A 15026-nucleotide genomic window follows, 5' to 3' on the forward strand; every position below is an offset into this window, starting at 1 on the left:
TCCCTTCAGCTCGGGCCGGGACGACAGTGGCACCGGCGCGGCGCAAGGCTATGGTCTGCGGGGGACTTTGTACAAGGGGTTAGGAAAGGGGTTTTACAAAGTCAGTCGGCGAGTACGGCCCGGACGAAGGCGTTGGCGAATTTTGCCCCGGGGTCCAGCTCGCGCGCCAGCTCGCGGAAATCACCGAGCCGCGGGTAGCGCCCGCGCAGCGCGTCCGCCGGCGTGGTGAAGACCTTCCCCCAGTGCGGCCGGGCGTCGAAGGGGTCCAGAACCTCCTCCAGTCGGCGCACCACCGGGAGCACGGCCGCGGTGTCCTCGATCCACGTGAAGTGCAGGGCCACCGTGTCCCGCCCGTAGGAGGGGCTCAGCCACTGCTCGTCGGCGGCCACGGTCCGCACCTCGCAGATCTGGAGCACCCCGGCGACCGTCTCCCGGATGCCGTCGATCGCGTGCAGCGCGTGGAGGGCGTGCTCGCGCGGCAGCAGGTACTCCGACTGGAGCTCCGCCCCGCTGCTCGGCGTGAACTCGGCGCGGAAGTGCGGCAGTCGGTCGTGCCAGGGCCCCGGCACCCCGAACTGCTCGGTGCAGTTGACCGCGGGCATCCCCGGCACCGGGTGCATCTTCTCCGTGGCGGGCGCGGCCCACGGGAAGTCCGCGAGCGGCTGGTCCGTGCGCCGCTTGACCCACACCTGCCGGAAGCCGGGCGCCCGCCAGTCGGTGAACAGGCTGACGCTGTACGCCGCCGACATCACCGCCCCGAAGACCGCCGAGTCCAGCCCGGCGAGGGCGAGTTCGGTGAAGACGTACTGCTCGACGTCGAAGGCCGGAACCAGGTCCAGGGTGAGCGCGGTGACGACACCGAGGGCACCGAGGGAGGTGACGGCACCGCCGAAGCGCTCGTCGCCGCGGCCGAGGGTCAGCGTGGAGCCGTCCGCGGTGACCAGCTCCACCTCGCGCACGGCCGAGGACAGCGGGCCGTTGCCGACCCCCGAGCCGTGGGTGCCGGTCGCCACCGAGCCGGCCACCGAGATGTGCGGCAGCGACGCCATGTTGGGCAGCGCGAGGCCGTGCGCGTGCACCGCGCGGGCGAGTTCGGCGTAGCGGACGCCGCCCGAGACTCGTACGGTACGGGCCGTGCTGTCCACGTCGAGCACCGGCGGCAGGTTGGCGATCGAGAGCAGGACGCCCTCGGGGCCCGGCTCGGCGATCTCGTTGAAGGAGTGCCCGCTGCCCAGCACCCGCACCCGGGCGCTCGACGCGACCAGGGCGCGGACCGCGTCGAGCGAGTGGGGCCGGTGCAGCTCCTTGGCGGAGTAGGTGATGTTCCCCGCCCAGTTGGTGATCGTCTCCGACATGTCCGTCGTTCCTCCCGAGAGTGTGTATGCGTTGACCCTCTCATTTGTCGAGGCCTACCGTAGAGAGCGTTTTCTACAAGCTTTCTCTGCACCCTTTCGGCAGGTCTGGAGGACCACCACCTTGTCCGAGCGACCCGAGACGCCGTCGTCCGAGCGATCCGCGACGCCGTCGTCCGAGCGTCCCCAGGCGCTGTTCGCCATGACCGCCGAGAACGTGCCGCTCCTCTTCCCGCCCGAGGTGCTGGCGCGGCTGCGGGAGACCGTGGACATCGATCCCGAGCTGGTGGCCGAGGACCTCAGCGACCCGGCGTACGCCGACGTCCTGGCCCGCACCGAGATCCTCGTGACCGGCTGGGGCTGCCCCCGCCTGGACGCGGCCGTCCTCGACGCGGCGCCGAAGCTGAGGGCCGTCCTGCACTCCGCCGGCTCGGTCAAGGGCTTCGCCACGCCCGAGCTCTGGCGGCGCGGCATCGCCGTCTCCTCGGCCGCCGAGGCCAACGCGCTGCCCGTCGCCGAGTACACGCTCGCGATGATCCTGCTCGCCGGGAAGGACGTCTTCGTGCGCCGGGAGCAGCTGCGGGCCGGACGGCCGTTCCCCGGCTGGGGGATCGTGCCGGGCATCGGCAACCACGGACGGCGGGTCGGGGTGATCGGGGCGTCCCGGATCGGCCGCAAGGTGCTCGAACTCCTGCGCCCCTTCGACCTGCGGCCGGCCCTGAGCGACCCCTACGTCGACGAGGCGGGCGCCGCCGCCCTCGGCGTGCCGTTGCTGCCGCTGGACGACCTGCTCCGGGACTCCGAGATCGTCAGCGTGCACGCCCCGGAGACCCCGGAGACCCGCCATCTGCTGGGCCGCCGGGAGCTGGCCCTGATGCCCGACGGGGCCGTCCTGATCAACACCGCGCGCGGGTCCCTGGTGGACCACGACGCCCTCCTCGCGGAACTGCGCACCGGCCGCCTCTCGGCGATCCTCGACGTCACCGACCCGGAGCCGCTGCCCACCGACTCACCGCTGCTGGGCCTCCCCAACGTCTTCATCACCCCGCACCTCGCGGGCTCGCAGGGCAACGAACTGGCGCGGCTGGGCGAGGCCGTCGTAGCGGAGGCCGTCCGGGTGGCGGCGGGGGAGCGGGTGGCCCATCCGGTGGCGGAGGGGGAGCTGGGGCGGATGGCCTGAGGGCGGCAGGGGCGGGTGGGTGCCTTGCGAGCTCCGATTCGGGTCTTGTGCTGATGCCGGTGCCGGTGCCGGTGCCGGTGCCGGTGCCGGTGCTAGTGCGGGTGCCCGTGCCGGTGCGGGTGCGGGTGCCGTGCGTCACAGAATGCGCTCAGGTGACCAAAAGGTGACGAAACGCTACGAACCGCACCCCGTGCAGGCCCCCCGTTCCGCCCCCGCCTCGCCGAAGGCATAACGTGAGGAGTCGTACGTCCGATCCGGGAGGAGAACACGGGATGGGCAGCCGTACCGCGCTGGTCGAGGATCTGATGGAGCGGTTCCCGCAGGTTCCGCGGGAAGCCGTCTTCAAGGAGGACCTGTTGCGGGGTGGCGTGGCCTTCGACCCGTCCGCCCTCAGCGACAACGAGTCCGGCGAGGTGAAGCCGAAGTCGTACTTCATCTTCTCCTTCGACCACGGCACCCTGCCGGAGCTGGGCGAGGCCGCGCTGCGCCGGCCCCCGGAGGAGATCATCCTCACCGGCGGGCCGTACGACCTCAGGCGGACCGTGGTGTCGGTGCGGGTCAACCCGGCCTCGCCGTACCGGGTGGCCGCCGACGAGGAGGGCCTGCTCGGGCTCTACCTCGACGGGAAGCGGATCGCCGACGTGGGTGTGCCGCCGATGCCGGAGTACTACCGGCACAAGCTCTCCAGCGGGAAGTCCGTCATGGAGGTCGCCCCGACGATCCAGTGGGGCTACCTGATCTACCTGACCGTCTTCCGGGTCTGCCAGTACTTCGGCGCCAAGGAGGAGTGCCAGTACTGCGACATCAACCACAACTGGCGCCAGCACAAGGCGGCCGGGCGGCCCTACACCGGTGTGAAGGACGTCGACGAGGTCCTGGAAGCCCTGGAGATCATCGACCGCTACGACACGGCGAAGGCGTCGACCGCCTACACCCTCACCGGCGGCGCCATCACCTCCAAGCTCCAGGGCCGTGACGAGGCCGACTTCTACGGCATGTACGCCAAGGCCATCGAGGAGCACTTCCCGAACCGCTGGATCGGCAAGGTCGTCGCTCAGGCGCTGCCGAAGGACGACGTGCAGCGCTTCAAGGACTACGGCGTGCAGATCTACCACCCCAACTACGAGGTGTGGGACGAGTACCTCTTCAAGATGTACTGCCCGGGCAAGGAGCGGTACGTCGGCCGGGACGAGTGGCACAAGCGGATCCTGGACTCGGCCGACGTCTTCGGGGCGCGCAACGTGATCCCCAACTTCGTGGCGGGCGTGGAGATGGCCGAGCCGTTCGGCTTCAAGACGGTCGACGAGGCGATCGCGTCCACCACCGAGGGCCTGCGCTTCTTCATGTCGAACGGCATCACCCCCCGCTTCACCACGTGGTGCCCGGAGCCGACGACCCCGCTCGGCAAGGCCAACCCGCAGGGCGCGCCGCTGGAGTACCACATCCGCCTCCTCCAGGCCTACCGGCAGACGATGGACGACTTCGGCCTGTCCTCCCCGCCCGGCTACGGCCCGCCCGGACCGGGCCGCGCGGTGTTCTCCGTGAGCTCCTTCATGGACAGCCTGCCGGAGGCTCCGGAGCCTGCCGAGGTCTGACCTCCGTCGCGTACGGAACACAGGGACCCGGAACCCCGCCAGGGCTGCCGGGTCCCTGTGCGTGCGGGACCAGTTCCTCGATCTGGTCCCCTGTGACGGCTGGTTCTTGTGTGGCGGGATTGATACGTTCCGGCTTCCGGTCCGTATCAGTGGGTGCACCTTGGTGCGGCGGTGTGCCGGGGGGACTGGACCGAACCCTCGGTAACCGATTTGAATAGCCTGCTTGTCAGTTGTGTGGGAGACGTGAAAGGCTCCTGTCCTGCCGCGAGGTTCCCCCCAACTCCTTTGCCAGTATGGCGAGTTGACCTCGCTTTTGATGCAGGAGACCCATGCCCGACCTGCCGACCCCCCAGGACGCCGCCGAGGCCGCGCTGTTCTCCGAGTGCTGGGATGCCGTGCTGTCGTACGCCGATCTGTGCACGGCCGGCTCCACCGCCGCCACCGATCTGGCCACGGAGGCATTCTCCCTCGGGATGCGCGAGGCCCGTGACGCGGAGGCCGCCGTCCGCGGCGCCGGCCGCCGCCCGGCCCGGCTGCCCCGAATACCCCTGCTGCTCACCGCCGTTCGCACCACCGCGGCGGACTGGGAGACCCAGGGCCTCGGCCACCGCCTCGACCCCGACCTGCGGCTGTGGCTCAACTCCGACAAGGCCGCCCGCTACACCGGCCCGCCGCTCCAGCGCCCGATCGCCCTGCGCGGACTGCGCGACCTCCAGGCGGCGGACGCCGAACTGCTGTGGCTGGCCGAGGTGGAGGCGCTCCCGCTGCCCGCCGTGGCCCGGCGACTGGGCCTCGACCCGGCCACCGTCGGCGACGAACTCGCCCAGGTGCGGGGCCTGTTCCGGGACCGCAGTCACCGCAACCACCTCGACTCGCCGATGGACGCGCAGTGCCGCAGCTATGCCCGGCTGCTGGACGCCGTCACCCGGTCCACCTCCGGCGAGACCCCCAAGGACCTCTCCCGTCACCTCGCGCGCTGCCAGCAGTGCGCGGAGGCCGCCGCCTGTCTGCGGCTGCACGGCGGCGGACTGCCCGCGGCCCTCGCCGGCGGGGTCATCGGCTGGGGCGGTCTCGCCTATCTGGAACGCCGTCGCCGGGCCGCCGAGGTGCGCCTGGGCGCCGGTCGCCCGGAGGCGCTGGAGAGCGGGCCCCCGAACCCCGGCGCGCACAAGGCGAAGGTCCTCCGCAACGGCCTGCTGGTCGCGGCCGTCCTGGTCTCCCTGCTCGCCCTCGCCGTCTCGATGATGCCGGGCGGCGACATGGAGCACGACACCGCCAGGCCCGGCACCGGCACCCCCGCCGACGGTCAGCCGGTGGCCAACCCCACCTCCTCGATCCCCGCCGCCACCTCGCGGGCGCCCGGTTCGGCGGAGCCCTCCCCGAGCTCGACGCCGGGCCCCTCCACGTCCTCCAGCACGAAGAAGTCCGACCCGGAACCCCAGGGCACCACGTCCGGTGGCGCGGAGGGGGCGGAGCCCAGCGAGAGCGCAGCACCGTCCTGCGAGGTCGAGTACGCCCTGGTGAACCAGTGGCCCGACGGCTTCCAGGCCGCCGTGACCGTCACCACCACCGAGGCCCTCAGCGACTGGCGGGTCACCTGGTCCTTCAAGGACGGCCAGAAGGTGACGCAGATGTGGGACGCGAACTACAGCCAGAGCGGGGCGAAGGTGACCGCGACGGCGACCGACTACAACAGGTCGGTCCCCGCGGGTGGTTCCCTCTCGCTGGGCTTCCTCGCCTCCTGGCAGGGCACGAACGCGCCTGCGTACGACTTCTCTCTGAACGGCCACGCCTGCGTCAAGTCGTGACGGTCGGGGGAGCCGGGGTCGATCGTCGGCCGCGGGCCGATGGGGGCCGGTCGAGCAGTTCCGCGCGCCCCTGAGTGGGTGCAGTCGCCCGACAACCGACCCCCCCACCCCCTACCGCGCCGCCCACAACCCCCTTACGTGCCCGATGTGCCGCGTCATCACCGACCGCACCCCGTCCTCGTCGCGGGCGACCAACGCGTCCAGCAGCTCCAGGTGTTCCTCCGCCGAGGCCAGCAGACGCCCCGACTTCACCAGCGGAGTGAGCCCGTACAGACGGGACCGCTTGCGGAGATCCCGGACCACCTCCACCAGATGCGCGTTGCCCGCGAGGGCGAGCAGGCCGAGGTGGAACCGGGTGTCGGCCTCGACGTAGGCGATGAGGTCCCCCGCCACCGCCGCCTGCACGATCTCCCGGGCGGCCGGCCGCAGCGCCTCCAGGGAGACCGGGTCGGCGGTCGTGGCCAGCTCCACCACCGTGGGGATCTCGATGAGCGAGCGGATGTGGGTGTACTCGTCGAGCTGCTGCTCGGAGACCGCCGTGACCCGGAAACCCTTGTTGGGGACGGTGTCGACCAGGCCCTCCTTCGCGAGGTCCAACATGGCCTCGCGGACGGGCGTCGCCGAGACGCCGAAGCGGGTGGCGAGCGCGGGCGCCGAGTACACCTGGCCCGGCAGCAGTTCGCCCGCGATCAGCGCGGCCCGCAGGGCGTCCGCGACCCGCTCCCGGTAGCTGCTCTTCTTGCCGCCCAGGACGGGCAGGTCGGGAGCGCCGGTGCGCTGGGCTGCCATGAGCTCGTCTCCTAGGGGATGCTGCGATGGGGATGGGGCGATGAGGGTGGGGCGATGAGGGGGTGATGTGCAATGTCACGTGATACGGCTCATTGTCGCGGCCTCAGAGTACGAACCCGGCCGGGAACGGATCCGTCGGGTCGAGCAGGTACTGGGCCGTGCCGGTGATCCAGGCCCGGCCGGTGAAGCTGGGCAGGACCGCCGGGCGCCCCGCGACCTCGGTGGTGCCGAGCAGCCGGCCGGTGAACCGCGTCCCGATGAAGGACTCGTTCACGAACTCGGTGTGCAGCGGGAGTTCGCCGCGTGCGTGCAGCTGTGCCATGCGTGCGCTGGTGCCGGTGCCGCAGGGGGAGCGGTCGAACCAGCCGGGGTGGATGGCCATGGCGTGCCGTGAGTGCCGGGCGGTGGCGCCGGGGGCGATCAGATGGACGTGGTGGCAGCCGCGGATCGAGGGGTCCTCCGGGTGCACAGGTTCCACCTCGGCGTTGATCGCCTCCATGAGCGCCAGTCCCGCCGCCAGGATGTCGTCCTTGCGGGCACGGTCGAAGGGCAGCCCGAACTGCTCCAGCGGCAGGATGGCGTAGAAGTTGCCGCCGTACGCCAGGTCGTACGTCACCGTCCGCCCGTCGGCCAGGGTGGCCTTGCGGTCCAGGCCGACGGAGAAGGACGGCACGTTCTGGAGGGTGACCGTCTTCGCCCTGCCGTCCTCCACCGCGACCTCGGCGAGGACCAGGCCCGCCGGCGTGTCCAGGCGGATCGTGGTGACTGGCTCGACGACCTCGACCATGCCGGTCTCCACCAGCACGGTCGCGACCCCGATCGTGCCGTGGCCGCACATCGGCAGATAGCCGGAGACCTCGATGTAGACCACCCCCCAGTCGCAGTCCGGGCGGGTCGGCGGCTGGAGGATCGCGCCGCTCATCGCGGAGTGCCCGCGCGGCTCGTTCATCAACAGCTGCTTGATGTCGTCGCGGTGCTCACGGAAGTACAGCCGCCGCTCGTTCATGGTCGCGCCGGGGATGGTCCCGATCCCGCCGGTGATCACCCGGGTGGGCATGCCCTCGGTGTGTGAGTCGACGGCGTGCAGGACAAGTCTGCTGCGCATGTCCCGTCCTCCCTCACACCAGTCCGGCCGCGAGGGCCTTCTCGGTGGCCGCCCGGACGGCGGCCTCCTGCCCGGGGAGCAGCGGCACCCGCGGCGGGCGGCAGGCACCGCCGTGCCGGCCCGCGATGTCCATGGACAGTTTGATCGCCTGCACGAACTCGACCTGGGAGTCCCACCGCAGCAGCGGATGCAGTTGGCGGTAGAGCGGCAGGGCGGTGTCGAGGTCGCCCCGGGTCGCGGCCCGGTACAGCTCGACCGAGGACTTCGGCAGGGCGTTGGGGTAGCCGGCCACCCAGCCCTTGGCGCCCGCGATCGCGAGCTCCAGCAGGACGTCGTCCGCACCGATCAACAGGTCGAGTTCCGGGGCGAGTTCGGCGAGCCGGTAGGCCCGGCGGACGTCTCCCGAGAACTCCTTCACCCCCTGGATGAACCCCTCCCCGTGCAGCGTGGCGAGCAGTTCCGGCACGAGGTCGACCTTGGTGTCGATGGGGTTGTTGTACGCGACGACCGGCAGTCCGGCCTTCGCGACCTCGGCGTAGTGGGCGAGCACGGCCCGCTCGTCGGCGCGGTAGGCGTTGGGCGGCAGCAGCATCACCGACGCGCAGCCCGCGTCGCGCGCCTGCTCGGCCCAGCGACGCGACTCCGCCGAGCCGTACGCGGCCACGCCCGGCATGACCCGCTCACCGCCGATGGCGGCCACGGCCGTCTCGACGACCTTGGCGCGCTCCTCGGGGGTGAGCACCTGGTACTCGCCGAGCGAGCCGTTCGGTACGACACCGTCGCAGCCGTTCTCCACGAGCCAGGCGCAGTGTTCGGCGTACTTGCCGTAGTTGACGGACAGGTCGTCGTTCAGGGGGAGCGCGGTGGCGACGAGGACACCGCGCCAGGGGCGAAGGTCGGTGGTCATGCGGTTTCCCTCTCCGTAGGGTGTGACATCTCACTGATCCCGTTCTTCCGGCAGATCCCCGTGCTCCCCGGGCCGCGCCAGCACCCCCAGCGGTACCGGCCGCGCGAAGGGTCTGCGTCCCGTGGTCTCCGCGCACCCGGCGACTCCAGCGACCCCGGGTCCGCACATCCGGCCCTGGCACCAGCCCATCCCGGCCCGCGTCAGCAGCTTCACGGTCCGCAGGTCACCGGCCCCCAGCTCGCGGACCGCCGCTCGCACCGCCCCGGCAGGTACCTCCTCGCAACGGCACACCACCGTCTCGTCGGTGACCTGCTCGGCCCAGTGCGCGGGCGGCGCGTACACGGAGTCGACGGCGACGAAGAACGCGCGCAGCTTCTCCCGGGCCCGCGCGGCGGCCGCCCACCCGCTCGGATCCGGTTCCTGGCCGGTGAGCCGCGCCGCGATCGAGCGCCCGGCGATGTGCCCCTCGGCGAGCGCGAGGGCGGAGCCGCCGATCCCGGTGGTCTCGCCCGCCGCCCACACGCCCGGCACATCGGTGCGCTGCTCCTCGTCGACGTACACGTCACTCCCGTCGACCCGGCAGCCCAGCACGTCGGCGAGATCGGTGTGCGGCAGCATGCCGTGGCCCACGGCGAGGGTGTCGCAGACCAGGCGCCGTCGCGTGGCGGGGCGCACCCGCCCGTCCTGGTCGAGCGCCGCGACCGTGACCGCCTCCAGCCGCTCGGTGCCGTGCGCCTCCACGACGGTGTGGTGGAGGAGGCTGCGGACCCGGTGCCGGGCCAACCGCCCCGCGTACCGGGCTCCTTCGGCGACCTTGCCGGGCTGGGCCGCCAGCGCCCGGGACCGTCGTAGAAACGCTCCGGGATCGGCCGAGTCCACCAGGGCGGCGACCGTCGCGCCCGCGGTGGCGAGTCCGGCGGCGACGGGCAGCAGCAGTGGTCCGGTCCCCGCGACGACGACGGTACGGCCGGGCAGCACGAGTCCGCCCTTGAGCATGGCCTGCGCCCCGCCCGCCGTGACGACACCGGGCAGGGTCCAGCCGGGGAAGGGCAGCACCTTCTCGTAGCCGCCGGTGGCGAGGAGGACGGCGTCGGCGCGTACCTCGGCCGGCTCCTCCTGTTCGGGACCGAGCAGGGCGTGCACGGTGAAGTCGGCGGCGCCCCGGCGTTCGACGAACCACACGTGATGATCCGTCAAGTGCCGTACTCGGCCCGCCTGCACGTGGCTTCGCAGCCCGTCCCGCAGGCGCTCCCAGGTGCGCCACTGGTGGTGCAGTGCCTGTGGGCGACGGGCGCCCAGGCCGGGCGCGGGCTGCCGGTAGAACTGCCCGCCCGCCTCCATGGCCGAGTCGATCAGGGTGACGTGGATGCCGCGCGCGGCTGCCGCGAGGCCGGCGGCGAGTCCCGCCGGGCCCGCGCCGATCACCGCGAGGGTCGGTTCACTCATCGTGGCCCGTCCCCTCCTGGGTGCGGATCGCGTCGCCCGGGCGCAGGGGCAGCAGACAAGCCCGTTGGTTCGGGCGGTCGTTGACGGTCACCAGGCAGTCGAAGCAGACGCCGATGCCGCAGAAGAGCCCGCGCGGGCGGCCCTCGCCCCGGGTGCCGCGCCAGGAGGTGACGCCCGCCGTCCACAGCGCGGCGGCGACCGTCTGGCCGGGCAGGGCCTCGATCTCCCGCCCGTCGAGCGTGACGGTGAAGGCGGGTCCGGGTTCGGCACGCACGAGCCTGAGCGGGTTCACGAGGCCTCCTCGGAGTCGGAGAACCGGGCGGGACGGAAGGGTGCGAGATCGAGGTCGGGTGTCCGGCCGGTGAGTACCTGGGCGATCAACTGCCCTGTGCCCGTGGACAGTCCGATGCCCGCGCCCTCGTGCCCGCAGGCGTGGAACAGCCCCGGCACCCGCGGATCGGGCCCGATCGCCGGCAGGTGGTCCGGCATGTACGGCCGGAAACCCAGGTAGGTCCGCATCGCGCGCACCCGCTGGAGGAAGGGGAACAGCCGGGTCGCACCGGCGGCCAGCGCCCGCAGTGCGGGCAGCGACAACGACCGGTCGAAGCCGACCCGTTCCCGGCTGGCCCCGATGAGCACCGGTCCGGCCGTCGTCCCCTCGACCACCGGCGAGGTCTGCAGGGCCGCGGAGTCGCTGGCCACGTCGGCCACGTAGTCGGCGGCGTACACCTTGTGGCGGACCAGGCGGGGGAGCGGCTCGGTGACGAGGACGAAGCCGCGCCGGGGGAGCACGGGGAGGCGAACTCCCGCCAGCGCGGCCAGCTCCGCTCCCCAGGTCCCGGCGGCGTTGACGACGTACGGGGCGTGGATCTCGCCCCGGCCGGTCCGCACCCCGCGCACGGCACCGCCCGCGTCGCGCCGCACCTCGGTCACGGTCGCGCCGGTGAGCAGACGGGCACCCGACGCCCGTACGAGATGGGCGGCGGCCAGCGTCGGCATGACCTGGGCGTCCTGGGGATACAGCACACCGCCCGCGAGGCCGGATGCCAGGTGGGGCTCCAGGTCGCGGAGTTGGTCCGCGGCCACCGGCACCGCCTCGACTCCGGCGGACCGCTGCCCGATCGCGAGTTTCTCCAGGGCTCCGAGACCGTCGGGGGTGGCGGCGACGACCACGCCACCCTTGCGCTCGTACTCGACGGCCCCGCCGACCTCTGCCGCCAGCTCGGTCCACAACTCGCTCGACAGCAGAGCGAGTTGTAGCTCGGGACCCGGTTCCTTGTCGGACACCAGAAGATTGCCCTCACCGGCGCCGGTCGTGCCCCCGGCCACTGGACCGCGGTCGACGACGATCACGTCGAGCCCCGCCCGGGCGGCGTACAGAGCACAGGCCGCACCCACCATCCCGGCTCCGACGACCACGACATCGCAGGTCAGTCGCTTGCTCACGGCAGTACTATGTCACATATTGCTGGACTGGAGAACACACCCGGGCAAACCCGCGCTGCTCTGCTGCCGCGGCTGCTCCTTCTGCCCCGAGGCACCGTGGAGGCGGCCGGCAAAGCCGGTCGACGGCGTCCCGGGGGCACCGAGCGCCTGGCCCTGGGCCCGGACACCTGTCGCGCGCGCAACCCCCGGCTCGTCTACGGCCGTATGACGGTCTGGGGCCAGACCGGACCGCTGGGCCACGCCGCTGGTCACGACCTGACGTACATCGCGATCACCGGTGTGCTGCACGGCCTCGGGCAGACGGCGGACAGGCCGCAGGTTCCCGTCAACCCGCTCGGGGACCTCGGCGGCGGATCCACCTTCCTCGTCATCGGCGTGCTGTCGGCTCTCCTGAGCGCCCGTCCTCACGCCGGCCGAGGCGGCACGACACGCCCACCTCCGTGCGCGCGACACCTACGTCGTCATCGACGACGTCACGCAGCCCGCACCTGCACCTAGGTTCAGCGGTACCCCCACGGCGATGCCGACGGCCACTCGCCCGCTGGACCGCTGGCTCTAGCGGGTCATGACCAGCGAACATCCGAGTATGCGGAGTTCGCCGTGCGAGCCCAGAACTAGGTTCGCTGCCTGAGGCGTCAAGCGGCGAAAGTGCGCTGATCGTGCGCTGGAAGGTGCCCATGGAGCTCGCTGACTCCATCGCCGGCGGCCCGAGGCCGGACAGCGGTTCTCCGGTGCGCGACAGATGCCCCGCCTTCCTGCGCTGACTCGTGTCCTGAGGACAGCAGTCATCGCAGGTGGCAGGGCATCTCCGGAGTGGGGCCAGGCTCAGTGGGCCATCACGGGCTCTCCCTCGGACGGCTCCAGGGCCCGGTTCGGGATCAGGAGCGCCGCGAGCACCGCACCGACGACGAAGAACCCGGAGCCCCACGCGAGGGTGGCCGTGTAGCCCTCGACGCCGGCCTGTGCCGCGGCCAGCGCGCTGGGCTTGTGCGAGGTGAGGTAGTCGGTCGCGGCCGACGAGGCAATGGTGGTCAGCAGCGCGGTGCTGATCGAACCGCCCACCTGCTGACCGGTGTTGATCAGCGCAGAGGCGACACCCGAGTCCTCGTGATGCAGGCCTGAGGTCGCCCCCTGGAACGCGGTGGTCATCACCGCGCCGATGCCGAGACCCATCAGGATCATGCCGGGCATGATGTGGGTGACGTAGGTGCTGTCCAGCTCGATCCGGGTCAGCAGGGCCATACCGGCCGCGGCGAACAGGAAGCCGGCGGTGATCACCGTCTTCGGGCCGACCCTGGGCAGCACCAGCACCGGCATGGTGGTCGACGAAGCGACGACGGCCGCGACCATCGGCAGGTACACCAGACCGGTCTTGATCGGCGAGTAGCCCAGGCTGGCCGCGAAGTAGTAGGTCAGGAACAGGAAGATCGAGAACATTCCCATGCCGATGACGAACACCGCCATGAACGAACCACCGCGGGTCCGGTCCAGCACGACCCGCAGCGGCAGCAGCGGATGCGCGACCCTGGACTCCAGCCGGACGAACACCGCGAGCAGCACCGCGCCGGTGATCATGGAGCCGAGGGCGACCGGGTCGGTCCAGCTGGTGGACTCGACGTGCGCGAACCCGTAGACGACGGCGAACAGCGCGGCGCTCACCACGACGATGCCCGGGATGTCGAGTTCGGGCTTCTTGGTGATCACGGGCTTGGCCAGCAGCAGCAACGCACCGATCAGGGCGGGGACCGCGAAGACGACGTTCACGTACATCACCCAGCGCCACGACGCCCATTCGGTGAGCATGCCGCCGACCAGCAGCCCGACCGCGCCGCCCGCGCCGCCCAGCGCACTGAAGATGCCGAAGGCCTTCGCCCTCTCGGACGGTTCGGTGAAGGTCACGCTGAGCAGCGAGAGCGCCGCGGGTGCGAGCAGCGCGGCGAACAGGCCCTGGGCCACGCGAGCCGCGACGAGGATCTCGAAGCTGCCGGCCGCGCCGCCGAGAACGGACGCGGCCCCGAAACCCGCCAAGCCGATCACGAAGAGGGTGCGTCGGCCCAGCAGGTCACCGAGTCGGCCGCCGAGCAGCAGCAGGCTGCCGAACGCCAGCGCGTACCCCGTGATGACCCACTGCCGGCTGCCGTCACTGAAGCCGAGATCCTGCTGCGCCTCGGGCAGCGCGATGTTCACGACGGTCGCGTCGAGCATGACCATGAGCTGCGCCAGGCCGATGACGGCCAGCACCCACCAACGCACGGCATGGGAGCCGCGAAGGCCCGAGTCTTTCTTTCCGGAGGCGGGCGCCCCGCGGTCGATGCTGGTAGTCATTGGTTTCCCTTGCTCGGTCGTGTCTGACGGGTTCTGTCACCGGTGAAGGTGAGGCTGGAGGGCCGCGTCGGTGTCGGCGACGGCCAGTTTCTTGTTGATGTCGATGCCGGCGAGTGCGCCGGCTGCTGCGGAGGCCCCGACCTGGGCGGCCGGGTCGGTGACGTTGCCGGCCACCCACACGCCCGGCACTTCGGTGGTGCCGTCGGTGCCGGAGGCGAAAGTGCGGCCCGTGGGCAGGTCCTGCACCGGCAGGTTCAGCCCTTCCAGGCCCTTTGCGCGGGCCTGCATCTGCGGGACGACCCCGAGGACGCGGCGGGCCACGACCTGACCGTCGGCCAGGCGCACCCCGGCCAGGGCACCGTCCTCATCGCTGACGACCTCGGTGACCGGGGTGTCGATGACGCGGATGCCGCGGGCGGCGAAGCGGGTGCGGGTGTCTTCGTCGAGGTCGGTTTCGTTGGTGAAGTAGGTGAGGTCTTCGGTGAGTTGGCGGAACAACAGTGCGGGGCCGACGGAGGCGGGGCCGGTGGCGAGGATGCCGATGGGCTCGTCGCGCACCTCCCAGCCGTGGCAGTACGGGCAGTGCACCACGCTGTGTCCCCAGTGCTGGGCGAGACCGGGCACCTCAGGGAGTACGTCCTTCACGCCGGTGGCGACCAGGATGCGGCGGGCGGTGAGGTGGCGGCCGTCGGCCAGGGTGACGGTGAACCGCAGGTCGCCGTCCGCCGACGGGGCGGCGGGCTCGGCGGAGACCACCTGGCCGTGGATGACGTGTCCGCCGTACTGGCGTACCTGCTCGCGGCCCCGTCGCAGGAGTTCGGAGGGCGGGGTGCCGTCCAGGGCGAGGAGGCCGTGCACGGCCTCGGCGGGCGCGTTGCGGGGGGAGCCGCTGTCGATCACGACGACCGAGCGGCGGGAACGGGCGAGGATGAGTGCGCCGTTCAGTCCCGCGGCGCCCCCGCCGATCACCACCGCGTCGACGGTCCCCTCGGCCAGAGCGTCGCTCGCGTACGGAGAAGTCGTCACAGCCGCGGTCTCCTGCTTTTCCTTGTCGTTCATGGTTCGGTCAGTCC

At 71.7% G+C, this 15026-nt stretch carries 12 protein-coding genes and 1 pseudogene; 4 read left to right on the plus strand and 9 right to left on the minus strand.

The features are described from left to right. Positions 1–101 precede the first annotated feature (101 nt). A complete protein-coding gene (locus AC2XR2_RS34805; protein ID WP_491517207.1) occupies positions 102–1355 on the minus strand; it encodes an FAD-binding protein in 1254 nt (417 codons plus the stop codon). A 199-nt stretch (positions 1356–1554) separates the two neighbouring features. On the opposite strand from AC2XR2_RS34805, the gene AC2XR2_RS34810 reads away from it, so the two are divergent. From AC2XR2_RS34810 to AC2XR2_RS34820, 3 genes are all read left to right on the plus strand, one after another. Beyond that, on the plus strand, positions 1555–2532 hold the full coding sequence (locus tag AC2XR2_RS34810; protein WP_491518554.1) for a hydroxyacid dehydrogenase: 978 nt from the start codon (positions 1555–1557) through the stop codon (positions 2530–2532). 272 nt (positions 2533–2804) lie between these two features. After that, positions 2805–4127, plus strand: a complete 1323-nt coding sequence (locus AC2XR2_RS34815) for a radical SAM protein (protein ID WP_491517208.1) — start codon at positions 2805–2807, stop codon at positions 4125–4127. A 329-nt stretch (positions 4128–4456) separates the two neighbouring features. After that, complete coding sequence (locus tag AC2XR2_RS34820) at positions 4457–5935, plus strand: cellulose-binding domain-containing protein (RefSeq protein ID WP_491517209.1); 1479 nt, start codon at positions 4457–4459, stop codon at positions 5933–5935. 111 nt (positions 5936–6046) lie between these two features. Here AC2XR2_RS34820 and AC2XR2_RS34825 read toward each other — a convergent pair whose 3' ends face one another. The 6 genes from AC2XR2_RS34825 to AC2XR2_RS34850 form a co-directional block, all read right to left on the minus strand. Then, a complete protein-coding gene (locus AC2XR2_RS34825; protein WP_449349356.1) occupies positions 6047–6724 on the minus strand; it encodes a GntR family transcriptional regulator in 678 nt (225 codons plus the stop codon). A gap of 103 nt (positions 6725–6827) precedes the next feature. Next, complete coding sequence (locus AC2XR2_RS34830; protein ID WP_491517210.1) at positions 6828–7829, minus strand: proline racemase family protein; 1002 nt, start codon at positions 7827–7829, stop codon at positions 6828–6830. A 13-nt stretch (positions 7830–7842) separates the two neighbouring features. Next, positions 7843–8736: a dihydrodipicolinate synthase family protein gene (locus AC2XR2_RS34835; protein WP_491517211.1), complete on the minus strand. Its 894-nt coding sequence runs from the start codon at positions 8734–8736 to the stop codon at positions 7843–7845. A gap of 30 nt (positions 8737–8766) precedes the next feature. Beyond that, a complete protein-coding gene (locus tag AC2XR2_RS34840; protein WP_491517212.1) occupies positions 8767–10182 on the minus strand; it encodes an FAD-dependent oxidoreductase in 1416 nt (471 codons plus the stop codon). Further along, positions 10175–10474, minus strand: coding sequence for a (2Fe-2S)-binding protein (locus tag AC2XR2_RS34845; RefSeq protein WP_449349352.1), 300 nt, complete (start codon positions 10472–10474; stop codon positions 10175–10177). Before AC2XR2_RS34845 ends, AC2XR2_RS34840 begins: the two co-directional genes overlap by 8 nt. Next, entirely contained in the window at positions 10471–11628 is a 1158-nt protein-coding gene (locus tag AC2XR2_RS34850) for an NAD(P)/FAD-dependent oxidoreductase (RefSeq protein ID WP_491517213.1), read from the minus strand. The genes AC2XR2_RS34845 and AC2XR2_RS34850 overlap by 4 nt, the downstream gene beginning before the upstream one ends. 126 nt (positions 11629–11754) lie before the next feature. Here AC2XR2_RS34850 and AC2XR2_RS34855 point away from each other — a divergent pair. Continuing rightward, positions 11755–12036: pseudogene (locus AC2XR2_RS34855) on the plus strand (CoA transferase); the annotation flags it as partial. A 417-nt stretch (positions 12037–12453) separates the two neighbouring features. On the opposite strand, the gene AC2XR2_RS34860 reads toward AC2XR2_RS34855, so the two are convergent. Together AC2XR2_RS34860 and AC2XR2_RS34865 are read right to left on the minus strand one after the other, a co-directional pair. Next, a complete protein-coding gene (locus AC2XR2_RS34860) occupies positions 12454–13953 on the minus strand; it encodes an MFS transporter (protein WP_491517214.1) in 1500 nt (499 codons plus the stop codon). A 36-nt stretch (positions 13954–13989) separates the two neighbouring features. Continuing rightward, positions 13990–15012, minus strand: coding sequence for an NAD(P)/FAD-dependent oxidoreductase (locus AC2XR2_RS34865; protein ID WP_491517215.1), 1023 nt, complete (start codon positions 15010–15012; stop codon positions 13990–13992). Positions 15013–15026: the final 14 nt, after the last annotated feature.

The sequence above is a fragment of the Streptomyces sp. LS-MS-L19 genome (assembly GCF_058382285.1).

What these genes read in the sequence shown, in the direction of transcription:
- AC2XR2_RS34865 (WP_491517215.1), bottom strand. Translation starts at nt 15,012, where the DNA reads ATGAACGACAAGGAAAAGCAGGAGACCGCGGCTGTGACGACTTCTCCG.
- AC2XR2_RS34835 (WP_491517211.1), bottom strand. Translation starts at nt 8,736, where the DNA reads ATGACCACCGACCTTCGCCCCTGGCGCGGTGTCCTCGTCGCCACCGCG.
- AC2XR2_RS34815 (WP_491517208.1), top strand. Translation starts at nt 2,805, where the DNA reads ATGGGCAGCCGTACCGCGCTGGTCGAGGATCTGATGGAGCGGTTCCCG.
- AC2XR2_RS34825 (WP_449349356.1), bottom strand. Translation starts at nt 6,724, where the DNA reads ATGGCAGCCCAGCGCACCGGCGCTCCCGACCTGCCCGTCCTGGGCGGC.
- AC2XR2_RS34840 (WP_491517212.1), bottom strand. Translation starts at nt 10,182, where the DNA reads ATGAGTGAACCGACCCTCGCGGTGATCGGCGCGGGCCCGGCGGGACTC.
- AC2XR2_RS34805 (WP_491517207.1), bottom strand. Translation starts at nt 1,355, where the DNA reads ATGTCGGAGACGATCACCAACTGGGCGGGGAACATCACCTACTCCGCC.
- AC2XR2_RS34860 (WP_491517214.1), bottom strand. Translation starts at nt 13,953, where the DNA reads ATGACTACCAGCATCGACCGCGGGGCGCCCGCCTCCGGAAAGAAAGAC.
- AC2XR2_RS34820 (WP_491517209.1), top strand. Translation starts at nt 4,457, where the DNA reads ATGCCCGACCTGCCGACCCCCCAGGACGCCGCCGAGGCCGCGCTGTTC.
- AC2XR2_RS34830 (WP_491517210.1), bottom strand. Translation starts at nt 7,829, where the DNA reads ATGCGCAGCAGACTTGTCCTGCACGCCGTCGACTCACACACCGAGGGC.
- AC2XR2_RS34810 (WP_491518554.1), top strand. Translation starts at nt 1,555, where the DNA reads ATGACCGCCGAGAACGTGCCGCTCCTCTTCCCGCCCGAGGTGCTGGCG.